14 protein-coding genes and 1 other RNA gene are annotated in these 20,759 nt (G+C 60.0%); 10 read left to right on the top strand and 5 right to left on the bottom strand.

The features are described from left to right. Positions 1-199 precede the first annotated feature (199 nt). The 3 genes from gpmI (at position 200) to GYM47_RS00175 (ending at position 4,323) form a co-directional block, all read left to right on the top strand. Entirely contained in the window at positions 200-1,762 is a 1,563-nt protein-coding gene (gene gpmI / locus GYM47_RS00185; RefSeq protein WP_153843602.1) for a 2,3-bisphosphoglycerate-independent phosphoglycerate mutase, read from the top strand. After that, positions 1,762-2,904 carry a murein hydrolase activator EnvC family protein gene (locus GYM47_RS00180; protein ID WP_139526203.1) on the top strand — a complete coding sequence of 381 codons (1,143 nt, stop codon included), beginning with the start codon at positions 1,762-1,764 and terminating at the stop codon, positions 2,902-2,904. The genes gpmI and GYM47_RS00180 overlap by 1 nt, the downstream gene beginning before the upstream one ends. 117 nt (positions 2,905-3,021) lie before the next feature. Next, complete coding sequence (locus GYM47_RS00175) at positions 3,022-4,323, top strand: S41 family peptidase (RefSeq protein ID WP_139526202.1); 1,302 nt, start codon at positions 3,022-3,024, stop codon at positions 4,321-4,323. On the opposite strand, the gene GYM47_RS00170 is transcribed toward GYM47_RS00175, so the two are convergent. From GYM47_RS00170 to GYM47_RS00155, 4 genes are all read right to left on the bottom strand, one after another. Then, complete coding sequence (locus GYM47_RS00170) at positions 4,320-5,576, bottom strand: UbiH/UbiF/VisC/COQ6 family ubiquinone biosynthesis hydroxylase (RefSeq protein ID WP_153843603.1); 1,257 nt, start codon at positions 5,574-5,576, stop codon at positions 4,320-4,322. The two genes, GYM47_RS00175 and GYM47_RS00170, sit on opposite strands and share 4 nt — an antisense overlap. A 63-nt stretch (positions 5,577-5,639) precedes the next feature. Next, complete coding sequence (gene ubiH / locus GYM47_RS00165) at positions 5,640-6,878, bottom strand: 2-octaprenyl-6-methoxyphenyl hydroxylase (protein ID WP_153843604.1); 1,239 nt, start codon at positions 6,876-6,878, stop codon at positions 5,640-5,642. Between the two features lie 90 nt (positions 6,879-6,968). Then, the gene (gene pepP / locus GYM47_RS00160; RefSeq protein ID WP_153843605.1) at positions 6,969-8,306 is read right to left on the bottom strand and encodes a Xaa-Pro aminopeptidase; all 1,338 of its coding nucleotides are present in this window, start codon (positions 8,304-8,306) and stop codon (positions 6,969-6,971) included. 23 nt (positions 8,307-8,329) lie between these two features. Next, positions 8,330-8,908, bottom strand: coding sequence for a UPF0149 family protein (locus tag GYM47_RS00155; protein WP_139526198.1), 579 nt, complete (start codon positions 8,906-8,908; stop codon positions 8,330-8,332). Positions 8,909-9,075: 167 nt separating this feature from the next. On the opposite strand from GYM47_RS00155, the gene GYM47_RS00150 reads away from it, so the two are divergent. The 3 genes from GYM47_RS00150 to GYM47_RS00140 all read left to right on the top strand — a co-directional run bounded on the left by GYM47_RS00150 (position 9,076) and on the right by GYM47_RS00140 (position 10,264). Beyond that, a complete protein-coding gene (locus tag GYM47_RS00150; RefSeq protein WP_139526197.1) occupies positions 9,076-9,381 on the top strand; it encodes a cell division protein ZapA in 306 nt (101 codons plus the stop codon). A gap of 58 nt (positions 9,382-9,439) precedes the next feature. Further along, positions 9,440-9,622, top strand: a non-coding RNA gene (gene ssrS, locus GYM47_RS00145) — 6S RNA. Positions 9,623-9,628: 6 nt separating this feature from the next. Then, on the top strand, positions 9,629-10,264 hold the full coding sequence (locus GYM47_RS00140; protein ID WP_231125627.1) for a 5-formyltetrahydrofolate cyclo-ligase: 636 nt from the start codon (positions 9,629-9,631) through the stop codon (positions 10,262-10,264). A 410-nt stretch (positions 10,265-10,674) separates the two neighbouring features. Here GYM47_RS00140 and ilvA read toward each other — a convergent pair whose 3' ends face one another. Next, positions 10,675-12,189 (bottom strand): threonine ammonia-lyase, biosynthetic, encoded by a 1,515-nt coding sequence (gene ilvA / locus GYM47_RS00135; protein ID WP_139526195.1) that lies wholly within the window; start codon positions 12,187-12,189, stop codon positions 10,675-10,677. Between the two features lie 158 nt (positions 12,190-12,347). On the opposite strand from ilvA, the gene rpiA reads away from it, so the two are divergent. The 4 genes from rpiA to GYM47_RS00115 all read left to right on the top strand — a co-directional run bounded on the left by rpiA (position 12,348) and on the right by GYM47_RS00115 (position 20,759). Beyond that, on the top strand, positions 12,348-13,022 hold the full coding sequence (rpiA, locus tag GYM47_RS00130; RefSeq protein ID WP_153843606.1) for a ribose-5-phosphate isomerase RpiA: 675 nt from the start codon (positions 12,348-12,350) through the stop codon (positions 13,020-13,022). Between the two features lie 239 nt (positions 13,023-13,261). After that, positions 13,262-14,233, top strand: a complete 972-nt coding sequence (locus tag GYM47_RS00125; RefSeq protein ID WP_153843607.1) for an NAD-dependent epimerase/dehydratase family protein — start codon at positions 13,262-13,264, stop codon at positions 14,231-14,233. A 39-nt stretch (positions 14,234-14,272) separates the two neighbouring features. After that, positions 14,273-17,083 carry a bifunctional glycoside hydrolase/polysaccharide deacetylase family protein gene (locus GYM47_RS00120; protein WP_231125628.1) on the top strand — a complete coding sequence of 937 codons (2,811 nt, stop codon included), beginning with the start codon at positions 14,273-14,275 and terminating at the stop codon, positions 17,081-17,083. Further along, entirely contained in the window at positions 17,070-20,759 is a 3,690-nt protein-coding gene (locus GYM47_RS00115) for a tetratricopeptide repeat protein (protein WP_168444416.1), read from the top strand. Before GYM47_RS00120 ends, GYM47_RS00115 begins: the two co-directional genes overlap by 14 nt.

Genomic DNA, 20,759 nt, shown 5'->3' with positions numbered 1-20,759 from the left:
ACACGACGAGTATACACGTCACAGGGCATACCGCGCAGGCCATGACGCCCGACGGCTGCCTGCGTTATGATGCCCCAAGCGCGCGCCTGTCGCGACCCCGATTATCAGGTGCTGTCTGAAAACTGGTAGAGCCGCCCTCGCCAGGCTTTCAAACCGTACCTCACGTCGCTTGGCTGACCCACAAAAGAGGGATTCTTTCATGGCATCATCTGCACCGCGCCCCGTGGCGCTGATCATCCTAGACGGCTACGGCCACAACCCCGATAGCGCTCATAACGCCGTGGCAGCGGCCAACACACCGGTGATGGACGCACTGTGGGCCAACCGTCCCCACGCCTTCGTGCATACCGATGGCCGCCATGTCGGGCTCCCCGACGGGCAGATGGGTAATTCCGAAGTCGGCCATATGAACTTGGGGGCCGGACGCATCGTTTACCAGGACTTCACCCGCATCACCAAAGCCATCGAAGAGGGCGACCTGGACACCAACGAGGTGCTCACCAAGCCGATCGACGACGCCGTTGCCAATGGCCGCGCCGTGCATCTGCTCGGCTTGCTCTCACCAGGCGGCGTGCACAGCCACGAAGATCACTTCATCGCCCTGGCCGAGCTGGCAGCGCGGCGCGGTGCCCAGCGCATCTACGTGCACGCCTTTCTAGACGGTCGCGACATGCCCCCACAGAGCGCGTTGGCGTCCATCGAGCGCGCCAACGCACGGTTATCCGAACTCGTCGGCGCCGATAACGGTTTTGTCGCCTCCATCATTGGACGCTTCTTCGCCATGGACCGCGACAACCGCTGGGAGCGCGTCGAGCAAGCCTACCGGTTGCTCACCGACGGCCACGCGGAGTACACGGCCACCAGCGCGGAAAGCGGCTTGCGTGATGCTTACGAGCGCGGTGAAACCGACGAATTCGTGGCCGCAACCAGCGTGCCGGTCAACGGTCATGCCGTGACGTTACACGATGGCGACGCGGCGATCTTTATGAATTTTCGCTCCGACCGCGCCCGCGAACTCACGCGCGCCTTTACCGAATCGGGGTTTACCGGCTTCGAACGTCAGGCACGCCCAACGCTGGCAGGCGATGGTTTGGTGATGATGACCCAGTATGCCGCCGACATCGATGCGCCTGCCGCGTTTCCGCCCACCGATCTCACCGATACGCTGGGTGAGGTAGTGGCCAAGCGCGGCCTCACTCAGTTACGCATTGCGGAAACGGAGAAGTACCCCCACGTAACGTTCTTCTTCTCTGGCGGTAACGAGGCCGAGTACGAAGGGGAAGAGCGCATTTTGGTGCCCTCCCCTCGCGACGTCAAAACCTACGACGAAAAGCCCGAAATGAGTGCGTTCGAGATCACCGACAAGCTCGTTGAAGCGATCGATAGCGGCCGTTTCGATCTCATGGTGTGTAACTACGCCAACGGCGACATGGTCGGCCACACCGGGGATTTCGATGCCGCCGTGAAAGCGATCGAGACCGTCGACATTTGCGTTGGTCGCGTGGTGGAGGCCATCGAGCGCGCAGGCGGTGCCTGCCTGATTACCGCCGATCACGGCAATGCCGAACAGATGGTCCACCCGGACACCGGCGCCCCACAAACCGCACACACCACCTTCGTGGTGCCTCTGGTATACGTGGGTGAGCGGGCGGCAGAGCTCGACGACGGCCGCCTGTGCGACCTGGCCCCCACGCTGCTGACCATGATGGACCAGCCGCAGCCTGAGGCGATGACGGGCAAGCCGCTGCTGCGTTTTACCTAATGCCCATGTGGCGACCACTCGCCCTCGCCGCTCTGCTGCTGGCCTTGAGCCAGCAGCCCGCCTTGGCGCAGCAGAACGAACGCGCCGCCCGGGAGCAACTCGACGCGCTCGGGCAGGAGATCGACGCCATGGCCGAGCGGCTCAGCGCGACCGGTCAAGCCCGCGATAGCGCTCAACGCGAGCTGCAGGCCGTGGAAACCGAGCTCGCCGAGACGCACCAGCGGCTGGATCAACTTCAGGCCGAGCGGCGTCAACTCAACGATGAAACTACTCAATTACGCCAACATCGCGAACGCTTGCAGAGCGAACGGGAGTCTCAGTATCAGGCGCTCGGTCAGCAGCTCGCCGCGCTCTACCGGTTAGGGCCGACGCCCCAACTCAAGCTGCTGCTCAATCAAAGCGACCCTGCCGAACTGGACCGCATGCAGGCCTACTTGAATCGGCTGACGCAGGCGCGCCAGCAGCGTCTCACCGATATTGCGCGGCTGGACACGGCGCTTGCCGATACCGAACGGGCACTGGCGGAGCGCCAAGCGCGTTTGGATACGTTGGCGAACGAGCTGGAAACCCAAAGCGCTCTGCTCGCCGAGCGCACCGAAGCGCGCCGTGGCGTGGTGGAGACGCTGGATGACCGCTACGGGAGCGAGGCGGACCGACTGGCCGACCTGAACCAGAGTCGCGAACAGGCCGAGCAACAGCTCCGCGCGATTCAGGCCGAACTGGCCCGCATGGCAGAGCCCACGCCCACCACGCACATCACCCGCACGCAAGGGGATTTGCCTTGGCCCGTGCAAGGCAGCATCACCGCCAGCTTTCAGCGGCGGAACGGGGTTCACTACAACGGCATCGTGATTCAGGCCAGCGAAGGCACGGCGGTCACGGCGGTTCATTCGGGCCGTGTGGTGTTTGCCGACTGGATGCGAGGGTTCGGTAACTTATTGATCATCGACCACGGCGATCAGATCATGACGCTGTATGCGCACCTGCAACAGTTCAGCGCCCGTCCCGGTCAACAGGTGAGTCGTGGCGATGCCATAGGCCGAGTGGGCAATAGTGGAGGACAATCCCGACCCGCCCTCTATTTCGAAGTGCGACGAGGCGGAGAACCTATTAATCCGCAACGTTGGATTGCGCGCCGTTGACGGGATAAGCTGGTGCTACTCTCTTTATAGTCACGTTCTTTATTGTCGCTCTCTTTACCATGAACCTCACAACCCGTGCAGTGCCACTGGCACTGCCTTTCGCCTAGCGGAGTCCGCATGACGCTATCTGTTACCGAGGTATCGGCCCCTGCCAAGCGCTTATTGGCCACCCTGCTACCGCTCGCGCTGCTGGCGGCCCCGCTCCCTCTGGCAGCCCAGCCGTCGAACAGCGCCGCTGATGATCTGCCGTTGGAAGAGATTCAAACGTTCGCCGAGGTCTTCGAGCGTATCAAGCGCGGCTACGTCGAAGAGGTCGACGACCGTACGCTGCTGCGTAACGCCATGCGGGGCATGCTCAGCGAGCTCGACCCTCATTCGGCCTACTTGGATGAAGAGGAGTACCAAAGCCTGCGGGAGTCTACCCAAGGCGAGTTTGGCGGCATCGGTATCGAAGTCGGCACCCAAAATGGCCAACTGATGGTCGTCACGCCCATCGATGACACGCCCGCCTCCCGGGCAGGCCTGCTGTCTCAGGACATCATCGTGGCCATCGATGGCACCCCCACCGACAGCCTCTCACTTCAGGAAGCCGTCAACCTGATGCGCGGTGAGCCAGGCACCACGCTGCGCCTGACGATTTTGCGTTCTGGCGAAGAGGCACCACGGGAGTTTACCCTCACCCGTGAAGTGATCCGCAGTGAGAGCGTCAAACAGGAGACGCTGGAACCCGGCTACGGCTATTTACGCATTAGCCAATTCCAGTCCCGCACGCCCGAGCAGGCTCGCCGAGCCTTGGAGCGCATGGCGCGAGAGCAGCCTCTGGAAGGGTTGATTCTCGATTTGCGCAATAATCCTGGCGGCGTCTTGCAGGCCGCGGTCGGCGTGGCCGATCTGTTCCTCGATGACGGGCTCATCGTCTATACCGAAGGACGTCTTTCGGACACCGAGATGTCGTTTTCGGCGTCTCCCGACACCCCCGCCGGTGATGTGCCGCTCGTGGTCCTCATCAACAGCGGTAGCGCATCGGCTGCGGAAATCGTCGCGGGCGCCCTGCAAGACCAGCGCCGGGGTGTCATCATGGGAACAGAAAGCTTCGGTAAAGGCTCCGTGCAGCAGATCATGCCGCTGGGCAATGGCGAAGGCTTAAAGCTGACGACCGCGCTGTACTACACCCCCAATGGCCGCTCGATCCAGGCGCAAGGTATCGAACCCGACGTAGAAGTGGTGCGTGGCCGCCTGGAAGTGGCGGAGGCGCGACGCGCCATTCGTGAGGCGGACTTGGACGGACACCTCGGTAGCCAAAGCGACATGCCTCCCGAGCGTGCCGCCATGTCTCAGCGGTTACGCGACGACTACCAGCTTAGCGAGGCGCTTAATTTGCTGAAAGCGCTGAACGTCGTGGATCGCCGCCGCGGCTAACGGCAGGAGATCGGCAGGCGACCCCGCTCTCCGGTCGCCTGCCGCATCACCAAGCGCTTAAGCGGTACGAACTTGTTCATGCCGCTCATCCCGACATTGCGCGCCAGCGTCAGCACCGGCTGCTGGCTACCAAACAGCTGCTTGAAGCCTTTCATCAGCCCCAGCATGGTGGCGTTATCCAAACGCCTTCGACGCTCGAAACGGCTGAGTGTCGTCACGCTGCCCCAGGGCGCGCCGCGCCGCCACGCTCCGACCACTTCTTCCGCCAATACCGCAGCGTCCATCAAGCCCAAATTAACGCCCTGCCCGGCCAGCGGATGCAGACTGTGGGCGGCATCACCTACCAACGCGAAGTTGGGCTGCACATAATGCTGGGCGTGGCGCTGGACCAGCGGGAAACGGTAGGCACGATCCACAGGCACGACCTCCCCCAAACGATGCTCGAACGCCTCGCCGAGCGCCTTCCCCAGCCCTTCTGGCGAGTGCTCGGTCAGCCCTTGGGCATGCTCGAGCGTGGTGGACCAGACAATGGAACAGTAGCGGTCGTCTCCGCGCACGGTGAGCGGTAAGAACGCCAGCGGACGACCGCCCAGGAAAGATTGTCGTGCGGTGCCGCCGTGGGGATGAGTACAGCGCACCGTGGTGACCACCGCCTCTTGCGCCATCGACTCCTCGGCCACCGGGATGCCCGCTAGCGCTCGTAGCGCAGAGCGCGCGCCATCGGCGGCGACAAGCAGCGGCGTCTGTAGCTGCCTGCCATCGTCGAGCACCAGCCAGCGGCCACGCGCCGTGGTTTGCAGCGCCTCCACCCGCACACCATCCAACCGCGTCAACGTCGGCTGCTTGGCCACTTGCTCGTTAAGCGCCGCCAGCGTCACCTCGTTCTCGACGATGTGCCCCAGCGTGGCGGTGCCTGCCTCGTCGGCCGAAAAACGAATACGACCGCTGCCCTCGGCATCCCACACCTCCATGTACCGGTAAGGCGTGACGCGCGCCGCCTCCATGGCGGGCCAAGCCCCCAAATGGGTGAGCAGCCGCTGTGACACCGGCGTCAGTGCGCTAACGCGTGGGGCGGGAACTCCGTCGGCCACATCCTGCAAGCGCAGCGGTGACGGCTTGGCTTCTACTAGCGCCACCTGCATACCCGCCTCGGCCAATAGCCCGGCCAGCGCCGTGCCCACCATGCCCGCTCCTACGATCACGGCATCGAAAGGGATGATGGAAGGCTTAGCCGCGTCTGCTGACGTAGTCATAACACTCCTTGGCTTGGGTAGATGAGAGCCATCGTTGAGGGATTCGTGCGCTGTCGCCGCGCATCAGCGTTCTAGCCCCATAGCTCGGCGTGCCAAACGGCGGCGCAGCGGGCCGATCAAATTGAGGCCTATCAGCCCTGCTCCCCGCGCGTGCGGGAGCAGCGGCAGCGAGTAGCCAAACAGGCGCACCAAGCCATCGCTAAAACGAATCACGTTGACGCGGTCTTGAGCTCGGCGTCGCTCGAACGCCTGCAGCGTCGCCATATCTCCCAGGGCGCGCTGCTGCTCGGCACCTTGGGCAAGGGCTTCGACCAAATCCATCACCGAGCGCAGCGCCAGGTTGAAGCCTTGGCCAGCCACAGGATGCAGCGCATGGGCGGCATTGCCTAACACAGCCAAGCCGGGCCGCACGGGCTCCTCCGCGGTCACTAGCGAGAGCGGATAGCTAAACCGCTGACCCACCTTGGTAAATCGGCCGACCCGGTCGCCGAACGCCCGCTGAAGCGCTCTCAAGAACGCCGCGTCAGCCAGCGCCATTCGAGCGGTTTCGCTACCGCTGGCGTGCGTCCAGACCAGCTCCATGGCTTGACCTGGCAACGGCAGTAGTGCAATGGGTCCTTCCGAGGTAAAGCGCTCGTAGGCAATGCCCTGGTGGGGCTGACTAATGCCCACATGGGCAATCACGGCGGTTTGTTCATAAGAGTGGCGGCGACTGGCGATACCGAGCTGCTCTTTCAACCCAGAACGGCCGCCATCGGCCAAAATGGTCAACGCCGCCGTCAGCTCACTGCCATCGGAAAGCCGTAAATGGTGGCCGCTGGCCGTGGGCGTTAACCGTGCCACCGTGGCCGGACAGTGCCACTCGATAGGCAGTTGCTGCAGCTTCTGATGCAGCACTCGCCCCATCCAGGCATTGGGAATCACGTGCCCCAAGGCAGCAACGCCTAGCTCTTGTGCATTGAGGCGCGTCGCACCCAACCGGCCCCGCTCGCTGATATGGATACGCTGAATCGGCGTGGCCTCGGCCTGCATCGCTTCCCACACCCCTAGCTGACGAAAGCGCTGGGCCGAGCCTTCGGCGATGGCACTCGCCCGGGCATCGAAGCTCGGTTGCCACGTCGCGCCTTCCGTACTTTGCGATAGCGCATTGGCTTCGATGATGGCGACCCGCCAGCCATAGCGCTCGATGAGCGGTGCCAATGCACAGCCCAAACTGGCCCCCACCAACCCACCGCCCACGATCACGACGTCATGGGTGGGCGACGGCGCTTGTGGACGTGATTCCTGCTCAGCCCCATACATTGGCCTCTCCTCCTTCATACAGCGCGACCACAGCGATTCGTAATTCCGTAATGTAGATTACATAAACGTCCAGGCGTCTAACGAAGCTGGTTATTTATTAGCCATTAGTTTCTCGATATCTTCCACCTGCTTCGGTACGTCGGCGGTCAAAATGTCATGGCCCCGTTCGGTGACCACTACGTTATCCTCGATACGAATGCCGATACCGCGATAAGCTTCTGGAATATCGTCGTCGCAGGGAATGTAAAGACCGGGTTCGACGGTCAGCACCATGCCCGGTGCCAGCGGGCGTGGCGTGGTTTCGTCGAGGCGATAGGTACCTACGTCGTGCACATCCAGTCCTAACCAGTGAGACGTGGAGTGAAGGTAGAAGCGCCGATAGCTCTCGTCATCGATGCGAGCTTGCACCTCCCCCGTCAGCAGGCCTACCTCGATGAGGCCAGCGGTCAGATCCTCCACAACGCCTTGGTGGATATCTGCTAGCGTAGCGCCTGGAGCAATGGCTTTCACCGCCCGCTCCTGTGCGCCTAACACCACTTGGTAGAGTTCCCGCTGGGCGTCGTTGAAGCGCCCACCGACCGGAAAGGTGCGTGTGATGTCGCCTGCGTAGAGATCGAATTCCGCCCCAGCATCGATCAGTACGAGCGTGTTCTCTTCCAGCACATCGCTGTTTTCAATATAGTGCAGCACGCAGGCATTGGCCCCGCCGCCCACGATAGTGCTGTAGGCTGGCCCGCTAGCCCCGTGCCAAACAAAGGTGTGTTCCAGCTCGGCCTGGAGCTGATACTCATACACTCCTGCCTGACAGGTGCGCATGGCGCGAACATGGGCCTGAGCGGAAATCGCCGCCGCATGGCGCAAAAGCGCAATTTCGGCGGGGCTTTTGATCAGGCGCATTTCGTGAATCAGCGGGCGGCTATCCAACCAACCCTTCAACGGCGGTTTGCCCCGACGCATACCCGACTGAGCCTGAGCCAGCGCTTCTTTGGCAATGCCCAGCGCGTCGGGGTTATCCAGCGGCGCATAGAGCAGCTCACGACCTTCGAGCAGCGAGGGTAGCCGTGCGTCGCGCTCGGCATTTTCGAATGCCTGGTCGAGACCATGCTGGCTGACAACGCCCTGAGCCCCTAGCCGACGGCCGGTCCAAGCTTCCAGATGGGGGTCGCGATCTTGGCAGAACACCACGCTTTGCCCTTCGCCACGGCCCGGCAACAGCACCAGTAGCGCGTCCGGCTCCTGAAAGCCGGTCAAATAGTAAAAGTCGCTCTGCTGGCGGAACGGGTACTCGCTGTCGTGGGAGCGAGTCACCAAGGACGCCCCAGGCACCAGCAGCGCCGCATGGCTTGGCAGCTTGGCCAGCAGCGACGCTCGGCGCTGACGGTACTCTTCAGGCGAAATGGCAGCAGGGCGAGGCAATGGCGTGGGCATAACGGCTCCTATCGCGTGGTGGCTCAATGAACGGGGGCGTCGGTTTGCTCTACTTGGGGCTGACCGGGATGCTGTTCGGTGTAGAGCAACATGGCCGCCATTCGCGCGTGTTCCGTCAGCGCAAACAGGTCGTTCTCGTTCTCCGGGCTATCGTCGATGTCGGTCTCGATCTGGCCGAGGCCTTCCAGATCATCGATCGCTTCTTTCAAGGTCTGCGACCAGCGCTCCCGAAGCGCGTCGTCGACGACGTCCTCGATGACTTCCATGAAGCCCAACGTCCACTCTTTCAGCCCTTGCGCCTGCTCGGCAAGAGAGAACAGCTCGTCGGGCAGCAGCGGTGCGTAATTCATGTCGCTCGCGCTCAGCGCTTCCAACGTCTGGCGGCGCCAGCCCAACAGGCGCTCGGCGCTAGCCTGATCACGGGGTTGCTCGACCCCCAGGCTTAGACACACTTCTTCCAGCCATGCGTCGGCAGTGACATCCCGCAGTGCCAACAAGCCGCACAGCCGTCCGTCCAGAAAGGCAGGAGACTGCATACTGCCGTGGAGTAAAAATACATCCGCTACGTCAGAAAAATCCTGCCGTTCGTCAATCAATGACATGATTCTTGCTCGCTTTACCAAAGATAAGGGTATGACCAAAGGGATAGGGCGGGAAGCCTTCGCGTTGACCCCGCACAAGCGGCTCTCTTATAGTGAACGCCGTCTATCCTTCCTATGTAGTGATGTTAACGCATCGGGACCCTTGCTGGCCCGTGCTGGAGTCTTTGATGAGTCACGCAAAGCGGCCAACGAAAGAGATTACCCTACTGGGTCGCAGCTATATGATTGCTTGCGACACCGGCGAAGAAGCCCAGCTCGAACGTGCTGCTCGCTATTTGGACCGCGCGATGCACGGCATACACGCCCAAAGCAGCGTCCTGGGAAGTGAGCGCATCGCCATCATGGCCGCGCTCAATATTACCCATGAATTGCTAGAAGCGCTGGATGAGCACCGGGCCGGTGAAGCCAATCTGAATCGTTTGAGCGAGCGGCTCGAGCGTGCTCTAGCGGGCACTCGGCGCAATGCGCCTTGAACCACGCCTTCTTGCAACCGAGACTTTGGCATTAGCTGCGGCTCTGTTAGGATAGCGGTGTTCTCTGGGATGTACGCCAGTCGTTATAGTCCCTCGAGCCTATGCGCAGTACCCAGGGGGCCAAATGCTAGCCAGACCCGTGTGCATGTCCGTGCGTCGGAAAGCCTGACGGTTTGGCTGCGGCCACCCACCTGAACCAGTAGGTTCAGGGCCAGAACGACAGCGGCATTCTGGGGAACACTTTGCCATGACGTCTTATGAGATGAGCCTTACCTCACCTAATGACAAGCCAGCCCTCCGGCGCGAGCTGAAACGTCGTCGTCGCGCGCTCTCCGCCGAACAGCAGCGGCAAGCCGCCTTGGCGCTATGCCAGCGCTTGAAGCAGCTCCCTGAAATCCGTCGCGCCAAGCGCATCAGCCTCTACCTGCCGGTCAATAGCGAGATTGACCCTACGCCACTCATTCCTTGGCTACGCAAACGGCGTGTGGCCATCTACTTGCCCGTGCTTCGCCCGTTTAGCGCCAACAGCCTTTGGTTCGTGGCGTACGACGCCAACACCCCCATGATCCACAATCGCTTCGGTATTGCCGAACCTTGTCCGCGATTTGCCGTTCAGCGCCGCCATCGACTGCCCGCCTGGGCACTGGACACGCTCATCGTGCCGCTAGTGGGTTTCGATCGTCAGGCGAATCGAATGGGCATGGGCGGTGGATTTTACGACCGCAGCTTGTCGTTCATGCGTCATCCCGGGCCAGCCCCTGCGCTGATTGGCGTGGCTCATGCCTGTCAGCAAGTAGCATCGCTGCCCGTTGAACCTTGGGATATTCCTCTCACTGCGGTCGCCAGCGATACCGGCGTGGTACGCCCAATAAAAACGGGCTGATCACAAGGATCAGCCCGTTTTTATTGTCTATTCACCCAGTAGGTGCAGCATGGTTGCCAAGGACGCTCACATTAACCGTTGGTTAACTTCCTGATAGCGCCTGTGCATATCCAGTGGCTAATACGCCGAGTAAAAACACCACTGTTAACGCCATCACCATATCAGGCTTTCTACGCCGCATGCCTCTTCTCCAACGTCTTTCGCAGTTGCCAAATACCCTTAAGTGCGCCACCAAACTTTTCATGTCGAGAAGATGACACACCTCATTAATTTCGTTCACGACTATAGGGCCATAAGGGGCTCGATGACAACTGCTAAAAGCACTATTTTAAGCCCTCAATTAAACGTTTCAGTCACTCTCACCTGCCTAGCAGCTCTAGCCCATACTGTTAGCGCTTACTTACATTAGGTTACGCCATAAAGAGTCGATAGGCGGGGTTATCGCTCTCTTGCCAATAGCGGTAGCCAATGGCATCCAAGTACTCGGTGACGTGCGTGCGATCCTCGCTCGGCACTTGCATACCCACTAATACACGCCCATAAGCAGCACCGTGATTACGATAGTGAAATAGAGAGATATTCCAATCGTGTGGCAGTTGAGTTAAAAAATTCATCAGTGCACCAGGACGCTCTGGAAACTCAAAGCGATAAAGTTCCTCTTCAAAACGCTCGCTGGGGCGTCCGCCACTTAAATGGCGAATATGCAGCTTTGCTAATTCATTATCGGTTAAATCTTCCACCTGATAACCACCTTCGCGCAATTTATCGATCACCGCCTGTCGATCCTCCCCGCCCGGCTTGATTTGAACGCCCACGAAGATATGCGCGTCGCTATCATCGGCGTAGCGGTAGCTGAATTCGGTCACCATCCGTTTCCCCAGCGTGCGGCAGAACTTCTTGAAGCTGCCGGGTTTTTCGGCGATGGTGACGGCCAAGATGGCTTCGCGCTGCTCGCCTAGCTCGGTACGTTCGGCAATGTGCTGCAGGCGGTCGAAGTTGGTATTGGCCCCCGAATTGATACACAGCAGCGTCTCGCCTTCAGCCCCCGTCTGCTGAACGTACTTTTTGAGACCTGCCAACGAGAGTGCGCCAGAGGTTTCAGCAACGGCGCGAGTATCTTCGAAAATATCCTTTACCGCGGCACACATCTCATCGGTATTCACGGTAATCACGTCGTCGACGAGGTCGCGCACCAGCGAGAACGGCACTTCACCAATTTGCGCTACCGCAACGCCTTCGGCAAAGACACCGACCTGATCCAACACCACGCGCTCGCCGGCCTCCATAGCGGCTTTGAGACAGGCGCTATCCTCGGCTTCCACGCCGATGATTTTGATGTCTGGACGCAGGTACTTTACGTAGGCTGCCACGCCAGCAATCAGGCCACCGCCGCCGACGGGGATGAAAATCGCGTCCAAACGCCCCCCGTGCTGGCGCAGAATTTCGACACCAATGGTGCCTTGCCCGGCCACCACGTCGATGTCGTCAAACGGTGGAATATAGGTGTAACCGTGCTCGTTGATCAGTTCCTGAGCATGCTCGGCAGCCGCCGCGAAGGCATCGCCTTTGAGGACTACCTTGGCGCCACGAGCACGCACCGCTTGAACCTTGATATCCGGCGTGATACGCGGCATGACGATGACTGCTTTCACGCCCATCAGCTTGGCGGCCATAGCCAACCCCTGAGCGTGGTTGCCCGCCGACGCCGCGATGACCCCTTTGGCCTTCTGCTCATCGGTCAACTGGGCCATTTTGTTGTAGGCTCCACGAATTTTGAACGAAAAGACCGGCTGTAAATCCTCGCGTTTGATCAAAATCTGGTTATTGAAGCGACGCGACAAAAAGGGAGCGGGCGAAATGGGCGTCTCACAAGCGGCTTCATAAACGCGGGCTTGGAGGATCTTTTTGACGGTGGCTTCGAGCATGCTGACATCCCAGAAAAATGACGTGCCCCTGGCGGGCGCGAGAAAAGCCTTTATTGGTAGCAGATGACAATGGGCAACGTCCAGCGGCGTTTCCATCGGCACTGGACGCTTGGCCCGTTATACTAAGGGCGACTGCCTCTCCGACTATTGGACCCATCATGACACAAGATGAATTGAAAGCGGCGGTAGCCGACGCTGCTATCGACGAGATTACGCCTCACTTGGAAAAAGAGACCGTACTGGGTATTGGTACCGGCTCGACGGCCAACCTGTTTATCGACCGCCTAGGCCCCTTACGCGACCGTTTCAAAGGCGCCGTGGCCAGCTCAGAAGCCAGCGCCGAACGACTAAAAGGTCTCGGCATCGAGGTGTTCGAGCTCAATCATGTGGGCGACGTGCCTTTTTATATCGATGGCGCAGACGAAGTAAATGCACACTTACATATGATCAAAGGCGGTGGTGCAGCGCTCACGAGAGAAAAAATCGTCGCTGCCTGCGCCAAGCGTTTCATCTGTATTGCCGATGGTTCGAAATACGTGGCACAGCTAGGCCAGTTTCCGCTGCCGGTGGAAGTCATTCCCATGGCGCGCTCCTACGTCGCCCGTGAGCTGGTCAAGCTAGGGGCAGAGCCGGTGTATCGCCAAGGCGTGGTGACGGATAACGGTAACCATATTATTGACTGCTTCAACTTTATGATTGAGGACCCGGTGGCAATGGAAGCGCGTATCAACGCTATCGTCGGTGTCGTGACCAACGGTCTATTTGCCGCGCGTGGCGCCGATGTGCTGCTACTGGGTAAGACGTATGGCGTAGAGCGCAAGGCGTTACGCTAACCTTGAGTCACCCATCTCATTAAGGGGCCAGCCCAGTGCTGGCCCTTTCTTTTATTCAAAGGGGCTTGCCACTCATTCAATGAGACTTAGAAGAAGCCTCTTTTATTGAGGAGAAATATCAGCCTTTCTCTCCTTGTATCTCAATGTAAATCAATTAAACATTAAGATACATTCTGTTTCAAAGCACGAATCCTTAGTGTCACACTATCGGGTGTTTTGGGCCTCACGGGAGAAAGACCATGCTAACGTACCCACATCATGTATTGGTGACTGGCGGCGCAGGATTCATCGGCTCCCATACCGTCGAGCGACTGTTGCAAGACAACCATCGCGTCAGGGTATTAGATAACTTCTCCACAGGGCGTTTAAGCAACCTCCCTACACACCCTTTACTAGACGTCGTCGTCGGCGATATTCGCAGCGTAGAGGATGTTCAAACCGCCATGAAGGGGGTGACACATTGTTTGCATCTAGCTGCCCAAGTCTCCGTGGCAAGCTCCGTTGCCGATCCCGTGGGCTCTGCCACCCATAATATTTTAGGTGCCCTCAACGTCATGCATGCGGCGTCTATGGCCCATGTGAGTAAACTCGTCTACGCCTCCTCGGCTGCGGTGTACGGTATTCCTGCACAACTGCCATTGCCAGAAGAGGCCGAACTGCAGCCCTTATCACCGTATGGACTAGAGAAGTGGGTCGATGAGCGCTATGCGGCCCTATTAGGTAGTCTGCATGGCCTACCCAGCCTAGGGCTTCGCTATTTCAATGTGTATGGTCCCCGCCAAGACCCTAACTCCCCGTATGCGGGCGTCATTGCACGCTTCCTCGACCGTCTTCTCAGCCATCAGCCCCCCCTAGTGTTCGGGGATGGCTTGCAGTCGCGAGATTTTATTTATGTGGGCGATATTGCCCGGGCAAACGTGGCCGCCTTATTTAGCCCCCAGTGCGGCATCTGCAACGTAGCCACTGGTCAGCAGATTGATTTGCTTACGTTAATTGATCTGTTGGGACAACTGACCCACTGCCATTTGACCCCGCAGCACCTGCCCGCCAAAGCCGAGGATATTCGGGACTCGTGCGGCAACAACCGACGTTTATCCGAGTGGTTAATGATCGAGCCAACGTGGACCTTGACAGAAGGCTTAAGCGAGCTGATTAGTTATGTAAGCCCTGCGCACGGCTATCTTGATGAGCCCTCGCGCATAAACGCTTAGCCCCTTCTTCACCGACTTTTGACACGACAGGTGGCACCGATGGCGAAGCTTTTTATGCGCACGCTGACATGGCTGCTTCTCGGGCTTGTCGGCTCTGCTGTTTACGCAAACTCCCCCGTCCAACAGCCTAGCGTTGCGTTTTACTACGGTAACGAGCCCCCGGTTGAACTGCTCTCTCAGTTTGACTGGATCGTGGTGGAGGCCGCCAATGTCGACAGCGCCGAGCAGCGCCTGCTGGCCCAGCATGGAGGCCAGCCGTTTGCCTATGTCAGCATCGGTGAGCTCGACGCCTGGCGGGGGGCTGCCACCTCGCTGCCCGCTGATGCACTCGTCACCTCTAACACCGCCTGGAATAGCCAAGTGGCCGATCTCACCCACTCGGCGTGGCGTACTTACCTAATTGAGGAGCACATTCGTCCGCTCTGGGAGTCAGGCTATCGCGGCCTGTTTCTAGATACCTTAGACAGCTATCGCTTATTTGCACCTGATGGTCCGGCCGCCGAGCGTCAGCAGGCCGCACTGGTGGACATCATTCATTCCATCAAGCAGCAGTTTCCCGACATGCAGCTGCTCCTCAACCGTGGGTTTGAAGTGCTGAACCAGGTGCAAGGGCAGATCGTTGGCGTCGCGGCGGAATCGCTTTATCGCGGCTGGAACCCGGCCACCCAAGTGTATGGTGCCGTCCCCGACAACGATCAAGCCTGGCTGTACACGCAGCTCGCCCGCGTGCGCGACCACTATGGCCTACCGGCCATTGCCATTGATTATGTTCCCGCCAATAACCGTACGCTTGCCCGAGAAACCGCCCAACGGATTCATGTTGAAGGGTTTATTCCCTGGGTCAGCGTGCCGCAGCTCAATCAAATGGGTGTGGGACTCATTGAGCCCATCCCACGCAGAGTGCTGATCTTTTTCGATAAGGCTAAAACGGAAGCTGGGGAGCTGGCCTACACCAACGCGCATCGCTACTTGGCGATGCCACTGGAATACCTGGGTTATGGAGCAGAGTATCTGGACGTCAATGGGCCACTACCCAGCGATCTGCTACATGGCCGTTACGCCGGTGTCGTGACTTGGTTCAACGAACCTATTGCGAACGCTCCCCGCTACAGCGCCTGGTTACAGCACCAGATGGAGCACGGCTTGCGAGCCGCGATAGTGGGTATACCGGGGATCCCGATTTCCGGTACGCTAGGCCGCTTGATGGGGCTGCGTGAGGTGTACGGCATCAACCCTCAAGGCCTCACCCTGGCCAGTCATGATGACGTCGCCAATTTCGAGGGCATGCCATTGCCGCCGCCCGTGCCACAAACCAGCTACGAAATTGTGGGCAGTGGGCTCACCGCCCACCTCACCATTCGCGACAGCACGGGCCGCCAATTTTCGCCCATTGTGACCGGCGCCTGGGGAGGCTTGGCCAGCCACCCATGGGTGGTCGAAGAGGCGAACGAGTACCAAAAACGCTGGAACATCAACCCATTCAAATTTTTGCAGCGCGCCCTGGCACTTCCCGATATGCCAGTGCCCGACGCCACCACAGAGAACGGCGCACGTTATTGGATGACCCAGATCGATGGCGACGCCTTTGTCAGCCGAGCCGATCTGCCGGGCACGCCCTTTACCGGCGAATTGATGCTGTCCGATATTCTGATGCGCTACCAAGTCCCTACGACGGTATCGATCATTGAGGGTGAAATAGGCCCAGACGGCCTGTACCCGCAGTACCGCTCGGTACTCGAGCCCTTGGCACGTCGTATCTTCGCGCTGCCTTGGGTAGAGGTGGCGACCCATACCTTCAGCCACCCCTTCGAATGGGAAAGCCTCAACGAAAATGATTTAGCGGGTCAGGGAACCACCACCGCAGGCTTCAACTACAACCTGCCGATACCCAACTACCGGTTTTCATTACGTCGAGAAATTGAAGGTTCTGCCCGCTACATCAACCGCGCGCTCGCACCCACTGACAAGCCGGTCAGCGTCGTGCTCTGGACAGGCAACGCGCTGCCGCCGGAAGAAGCCTTGGCCATTGCCGATGAGCTGGGGCTTCGCAATATCAATGGCGGCAACACCAGTGTTACCCATAGCAACCCCACTATGACCCGGGTGTCTCCGATGCTGCGCCCCGTGGGCCACTACCTGCAGGTCTACGCGCCGCAAATCAATGAAAACGTCTACACCAACAATATGCTTGGCCCGCTCTGGGGCTATCGGCGCGCCATTGAAACCTACCAGATCACCGATCAGCCTCGCCGCTTAAAGCCCATCGATATCTATTACCACTTTTATTCGGCCGCCAGTCCCGGCGCGCTACGGGCACTGCACCAAGTGTACGAGTACGTGCTCACCCAAGAGACACTGCCGGTCTACACCAGCACCTGGAGCGATGTGGCCTCCCAGTGGTACCACACGGGTGTTGCACGCCACCTGGACGGCGGCTGGGTGATTCAGGGTACCCAACACATGCGTACCCTGCGCCTGCCGACATCGCTTGGCTGGCCCGATCTGCAGCGCTCAACGAATGTGGCGGGTGTTCGCGAGATTGAGTCAGGTCGCTATGTGGCACTCTCAGGTACAAACGACGCCCAGCTATATCTCACCCCTCATGCCCCGCAAACACCGCACTTGCGCTATGCCAACGGCCGTATTGATACATGGCAGCGCTTCTCTCCAGGCAACATCACCCTCTCCTTGGCAGCTGAGCAAGTGCCTCTGCAGGTGGAGCTTGCGGCCACCCAGGGCTGCCAGGTCTCAGCACCGAATGCGCGCCTAGAACAGCGTGGTACCAGTACCGTCTTACACTATGGCAGCGCTCGGGGTGAGCGTATCGAGGTGCGCTGTGCTGACCGATAAGCCTGCTACCACCGCGCGTAAGGGGGTGGCGCTACCCTCGCGGCGGCTCATTCGACCGCTCACGCTACGGCTCATTGCTGCCGTCGTGGCCTTGATACTGGTACTGCTTTTTCCGGCGCATCATCTGCTCACGCTGGAAAATAACGACAGTATGCCAAGCCGGATATCAATCCTTTACGCCCAGGCGCTGCTCAACGCTAACCCTGGCAATAGCGAGCTGCGTATCAGCCTCGCCAACAAACTGTTTCAGGTGGGCGAGTTTGCGCTCGCAAACGCAACCCTAGAACCGCTGCATGAGAGCCCTGATACAGCAGTGCAGTGGTTGCGACTCAGCATCGAGTGGCAGTTGTTGGCGGCTATTGCTCCCGACCATCCAGACCGGTTGAACGCCGTTCAGCACTTTCAGCACTTGCTGCTGGCCTTTCAACGTCATGCGGCTCTGTCCTCGGATTATTTGGAAACCATGGCTACGTACTGGTTGGCCACGGAGCATCCAGCCCATGCAGCGGCCCTGTATGAGCGGCTAGGAGAACAGGACCGGGAACGTCAATACCACTGGCTTTCACTGGCAGGCCACTGGTGGCTGCGTGCGGGACACCCTGATCGTTCCGCTGCGGCTTGGCACCGCGCTTACCAAGTGGCGGAAACATCCGTGATGACACTCGGCTGGCTAGGCTGGCTGGTGAGCCCTGCCTACGCTCAAGCTGGCGAAGCATCGCCCGAGTCACCGAGACGGGCCGCTGCGCTTGAAGCGCTGCGCTCAGCACAGCAAAGCCAGGACGACGACGGCGTTGGTTACGCCCGCGAATACCTTAGTGTGTTTCCCAACGATCCTGAGCTGCTGGACCTGGGCATTCGTTTGGCCCTTGCCCACGGCCAGCCTCAACAGGCGCTAGCGTGGTCGCAGCGGCTCATCGACGTACGGCCCGGCACTGCAACGCTGGAGCGTCATGTCACCATCGCGCTGGGGCTTAACGAGCTCGCCGTTGCGCTTGAAGCGCTGACTTTTCTCCGCCAACGCCACCCAGAGCAGCCGCGCTATTTAGAGCAGTTTGCGCAAACGCAGCAGTGGGCGGGCGATGCGGCGGGGGCCATGCAGAGTGCACAAACATTAGCGAGACTGACAGGTGAAGAGCGGCATGATCGATGGGTCGTGGCGCTGGCTCTCAGCGTGCGTGATCGCAACGCCGCCCTGCAGGCGCTCACCCGCCTGGAGAGCAATGGCACCATCACGCTAAAGGATCGCCGTCTCTGGGCAGACCTGCTGGAACAGCTGGGCGATCCAGATACCGCTATCGCCCGCATTCAATCCTGGCAAGCCGCCGGCATTCGCGACCAGGCGCTGGCCATCCGCGCCGCTACCTGGCTAGAGCAAACTGGACGCTTGGACGAAGCAGACGAGGCCTGGACCGCCATCACTGCGCAATACGGCGCTCAGCCTGCGTTTGTTCAAGCACAAAGCAACGTATTGGCACAAAACTGGCAGCTGGATAGCGCATTCGACGTGCTTGCCAACGCGCCATCCACTCCCCAAGACGCCGCCACCGGCTACTGGCAACAGCGGGCCGCCTTGGCGTGGCAGTTAGGTGACAGTGCGGCCAGCTTAGAAGCCTATACCGCCCTGTTTGAGCAAGGTGCCCTTGATGCAGACGGCACCTCACGCCTTATCCAGACCGCCGCCGATCAGCAACAGTTAGACCTCGCCATGCGCGTATCGGAAAAGCGCTGGACACAAGCGAAAGATGGCGATGCCTTAATCCAAATGCTGTACCTCGCCCAGCGTGAGCGCCAGCCTGCGCTGACACAAACGCTATTGGCCATGGCCGATCAAGCCCCAGAACAGTTTGCGCAGTCGCCCGATTACTGGGGAGCCGTCGCGCAGCAAGCCTTGTTGCAGCGAGCTCCAGGCGAGGCCATGGCGGCTTATCAACGCGCCTTGGAGCTCTCAACCGATAACCCAAGCCTACAAGCGGGCATGCTTTACGCCCTGGCCGCAGCAGGCGAGTCGGACGTGCTGCGCCAACGCCTCGTAGAGTGGCAGCCCACCGCTGCCAATACGCCCGCCATGATGAGCGCCATGGCGGAGGGCCATCGCTATTTAGGCAATTTGGACCACGCATTGACGTGGTACGCCATGGCCAGCGATGCCCGCGTGCTGGATGACTGGCAGCAGCTTTATTACGCCGACGCGCTAGACCAAAGCGGCCAGCATAACGTTGCCTTTACCCGCCGTATCGCCGCCCTTAACCAACTCTCCCCTGGGCTGATGAAAGATCTCGACGCACCGCTGAGCAGTGAGCAACGCCGTGAACAGATACAAGTGATGGCACTGGTCGCCCAGCGCCAGGGGCCAGACAGCGTACACGGCTGGTATCGTCATATCGTGGCCGACGCGTTTGCGACCACCCCCGCCCAAGCCCGTGAGAGCGAGTGGTTATTCGACGCCAACATCGCCCTGCAGCGTCCACTCCATGCCCGCTATGTGCTGCTGCGCTCCCAGGCTCTGGGCTTCCCCAGCCCGCCATGGCAAGTGCTCGCCGTGGCGATGGAAAAAAATGATCGCGATACGCTAAAACAGCTGCTGGAGAGTGATCTAGGCCGCACGCTTTCTGCCACCGACCGGCTGGCCATCATGCGCCAGCTTGACCGCCGCCAGGATGCCCGTGCACTGGCAGAAACGCTGACCCAGGCAGGGGAAGACCATCGCCAAGACCTTGTGGAGCTCGCCCAGGACATGCCCCATCGGCTATCCAGCAGCGCTTCCTATCAACGCCTGGGAGAGCTGGAGATTGCCGAACAAGAAGCCGTTTACCAACTCAGCGGCGAACGCTTCTGGGGCCAGCTAACGCTGGTACAACGCCAGTTGGATGCTCCTTCTAATGACGTTGATAGCAGCGGTATCACCGATGAGCGCGGAGGCGAATTAACCCTGGGCTGGAATGGCCCCAGGCTCGATACCCAGCTCAACGTTGGCCAACTACAAACGGACCGGGTCAATCGCACCTATGGCAGCGCGACGCAGCGCTGGCAAGCTACGTCACGCCTTGCCGGTACGCTCTATGGCGAGATTAGCCAAACCTCAGAGATCAATGAGCGCCTACGGTTGCTGGCCATTGAGGATCGCGTGGGAGCCCAGCTGGAGTGGACACCCACCGCCCGCGATACCCTGACCCTCAACGCCAGTCATATCGACCTGCGTAGCCGGGAAACCCGCGCAAGCCTGGGAGAGGGTTACCGCGTCGATGCCGCCTGGCGACATGCGCTGATCAAAGGGGCAACGCGGCAGCTAGAGATAAGCCTGCTCGCTAACCACGCCGACTACCGTGTCAACGACGCTCTGCCTGACGATATTCAGCGGCGGCTCGCAGCAGACACCCAAGCCACCGATTTACTCACCGACACCAGCAGCTTTATGGGGGTGGGCGTCACACTGCGCCGCGGCAACCCGTACGCCACATCGCCAACGCTGGCCTCCCCCATGCTGGAAGTCGGGTTAGAGGCCGGCTACCGGCTGCCCGATAACGATATTGGGCTAAACGCTCGCCTGGCTGTCGGTAGTCGCCTATTTGGCAACGACGCGCTCAGCCTGCAGTTAGAAGCGGATCAAGGGTCTGGCAGCGAGGGTGACACTAGCCTGGGCGTGTCACTGACCTATCACTACTTTCTGGGGCACTAA

The organism is Vreelandella piezotolerans, from assembly GCF_012427705.1.
In the GTDB taxonomy this organism is placed as follows: Bacteria; Pseudomonadota; Gammaproteobacteria; order Pseudomonadales; family Halomonadaceae; genus Vreelandella; species Vreelandella piezotolerans.
The sequence above is the reverse complement of the archived record's forward strand: the minus strand, read 5'-3'. Positions and strand labels throughout refer to the sequence as shown.

Bases quoted from the DNA above. Each gene is read 5' to 3' on its own strand.
- gpmI (WP_153843602.1), top strand. From the start codon at position 200: ATGGCATCATCTGCACCGCGCCCCGTGGCGCTGATCATCCTAGACGGC.
- GYM47_RS00180 (WP_139526203.1), top strand. From the start codon at position 1,762: ATGCCCATGTGGCGACCACTCGCCCTCGCCGCTCTGCTGCTGGCCTTG.
- GYM47_RS00175 (WP_139526202.1), top strand. From the start codon at position 3,022: ATGACGCTATCTGTTACCGAGGTATCGGCCCCTGCCAAGCGCTTATTG.
- GYM47_RS00170 (WP_153843603.1), bottom strand. From the start codon at position 5,576: ATGACTACGTCAGCAGACGCGGCTAAGCCTTCCATCATCCCTTTCGAT.
- ubiH (WP_153843604.1), bottom strand. From the start codon at position 6,878: ATGTATGGGGCTGAGCAGGAATCACGTCCACAAGCGCCGTCGCCCACC.
- pepP (WP_153843605.1), bottom strand. From the start codon at position 8,306: ATGCCCACGCCATTGCCTCGCCCTGCTGCCATTTCGCCTGAAGAGTAC.
- GYM47_RS00155 (WP_139526198.1), bottom strand. From the start codon at position 8,908: ATGTCATTGATTGACGAACGGCAGGATTTTTCTGACGTAGCGGATGTA.
- GYM47_RS00150 (WP_139526197.1), top strand. From the start codon at position 9,076: ATGAGTCACGCAAAGCGGCCAACGAAAGAGATTACCCTACTGGGTCGC.
- GYM47_RS00140 (WP_231125627.1), top strand. From the start codon at position 9,629: ATGACGTCTTATGAGATGAGCCTTACCTCACCTAATGACAAGCCAGCC.
- ilvA (WP_139526195.1), bottom strand. From the start codon at position 12,189: ATGCTCGAAGCCACCGTCAAAAAGATCCTCCAAGCCCGCGTTTATGAA.
- rpiA (WP_153843606.1), top strand. From the start codon at position 12,348: ATGACACAAGATGAATTGAAAGCGGCGGTAGCCGACGCTGCTATCGAC.
- GYM47_RS00125 (WP_153843607.1), top strand. From the start codon at position 13,262: ATGCTAACGTACCCACATCATGTATTGGTGACTGGCGGCGCAGGATTC.
- GYM47_RS00120 (WP_231125628.1), top strand. From the start codon at position 14,273: ATGGCGAAGCTTTTTATGCGCACGCTGACATGGCTGCTTCTCGGGCTT.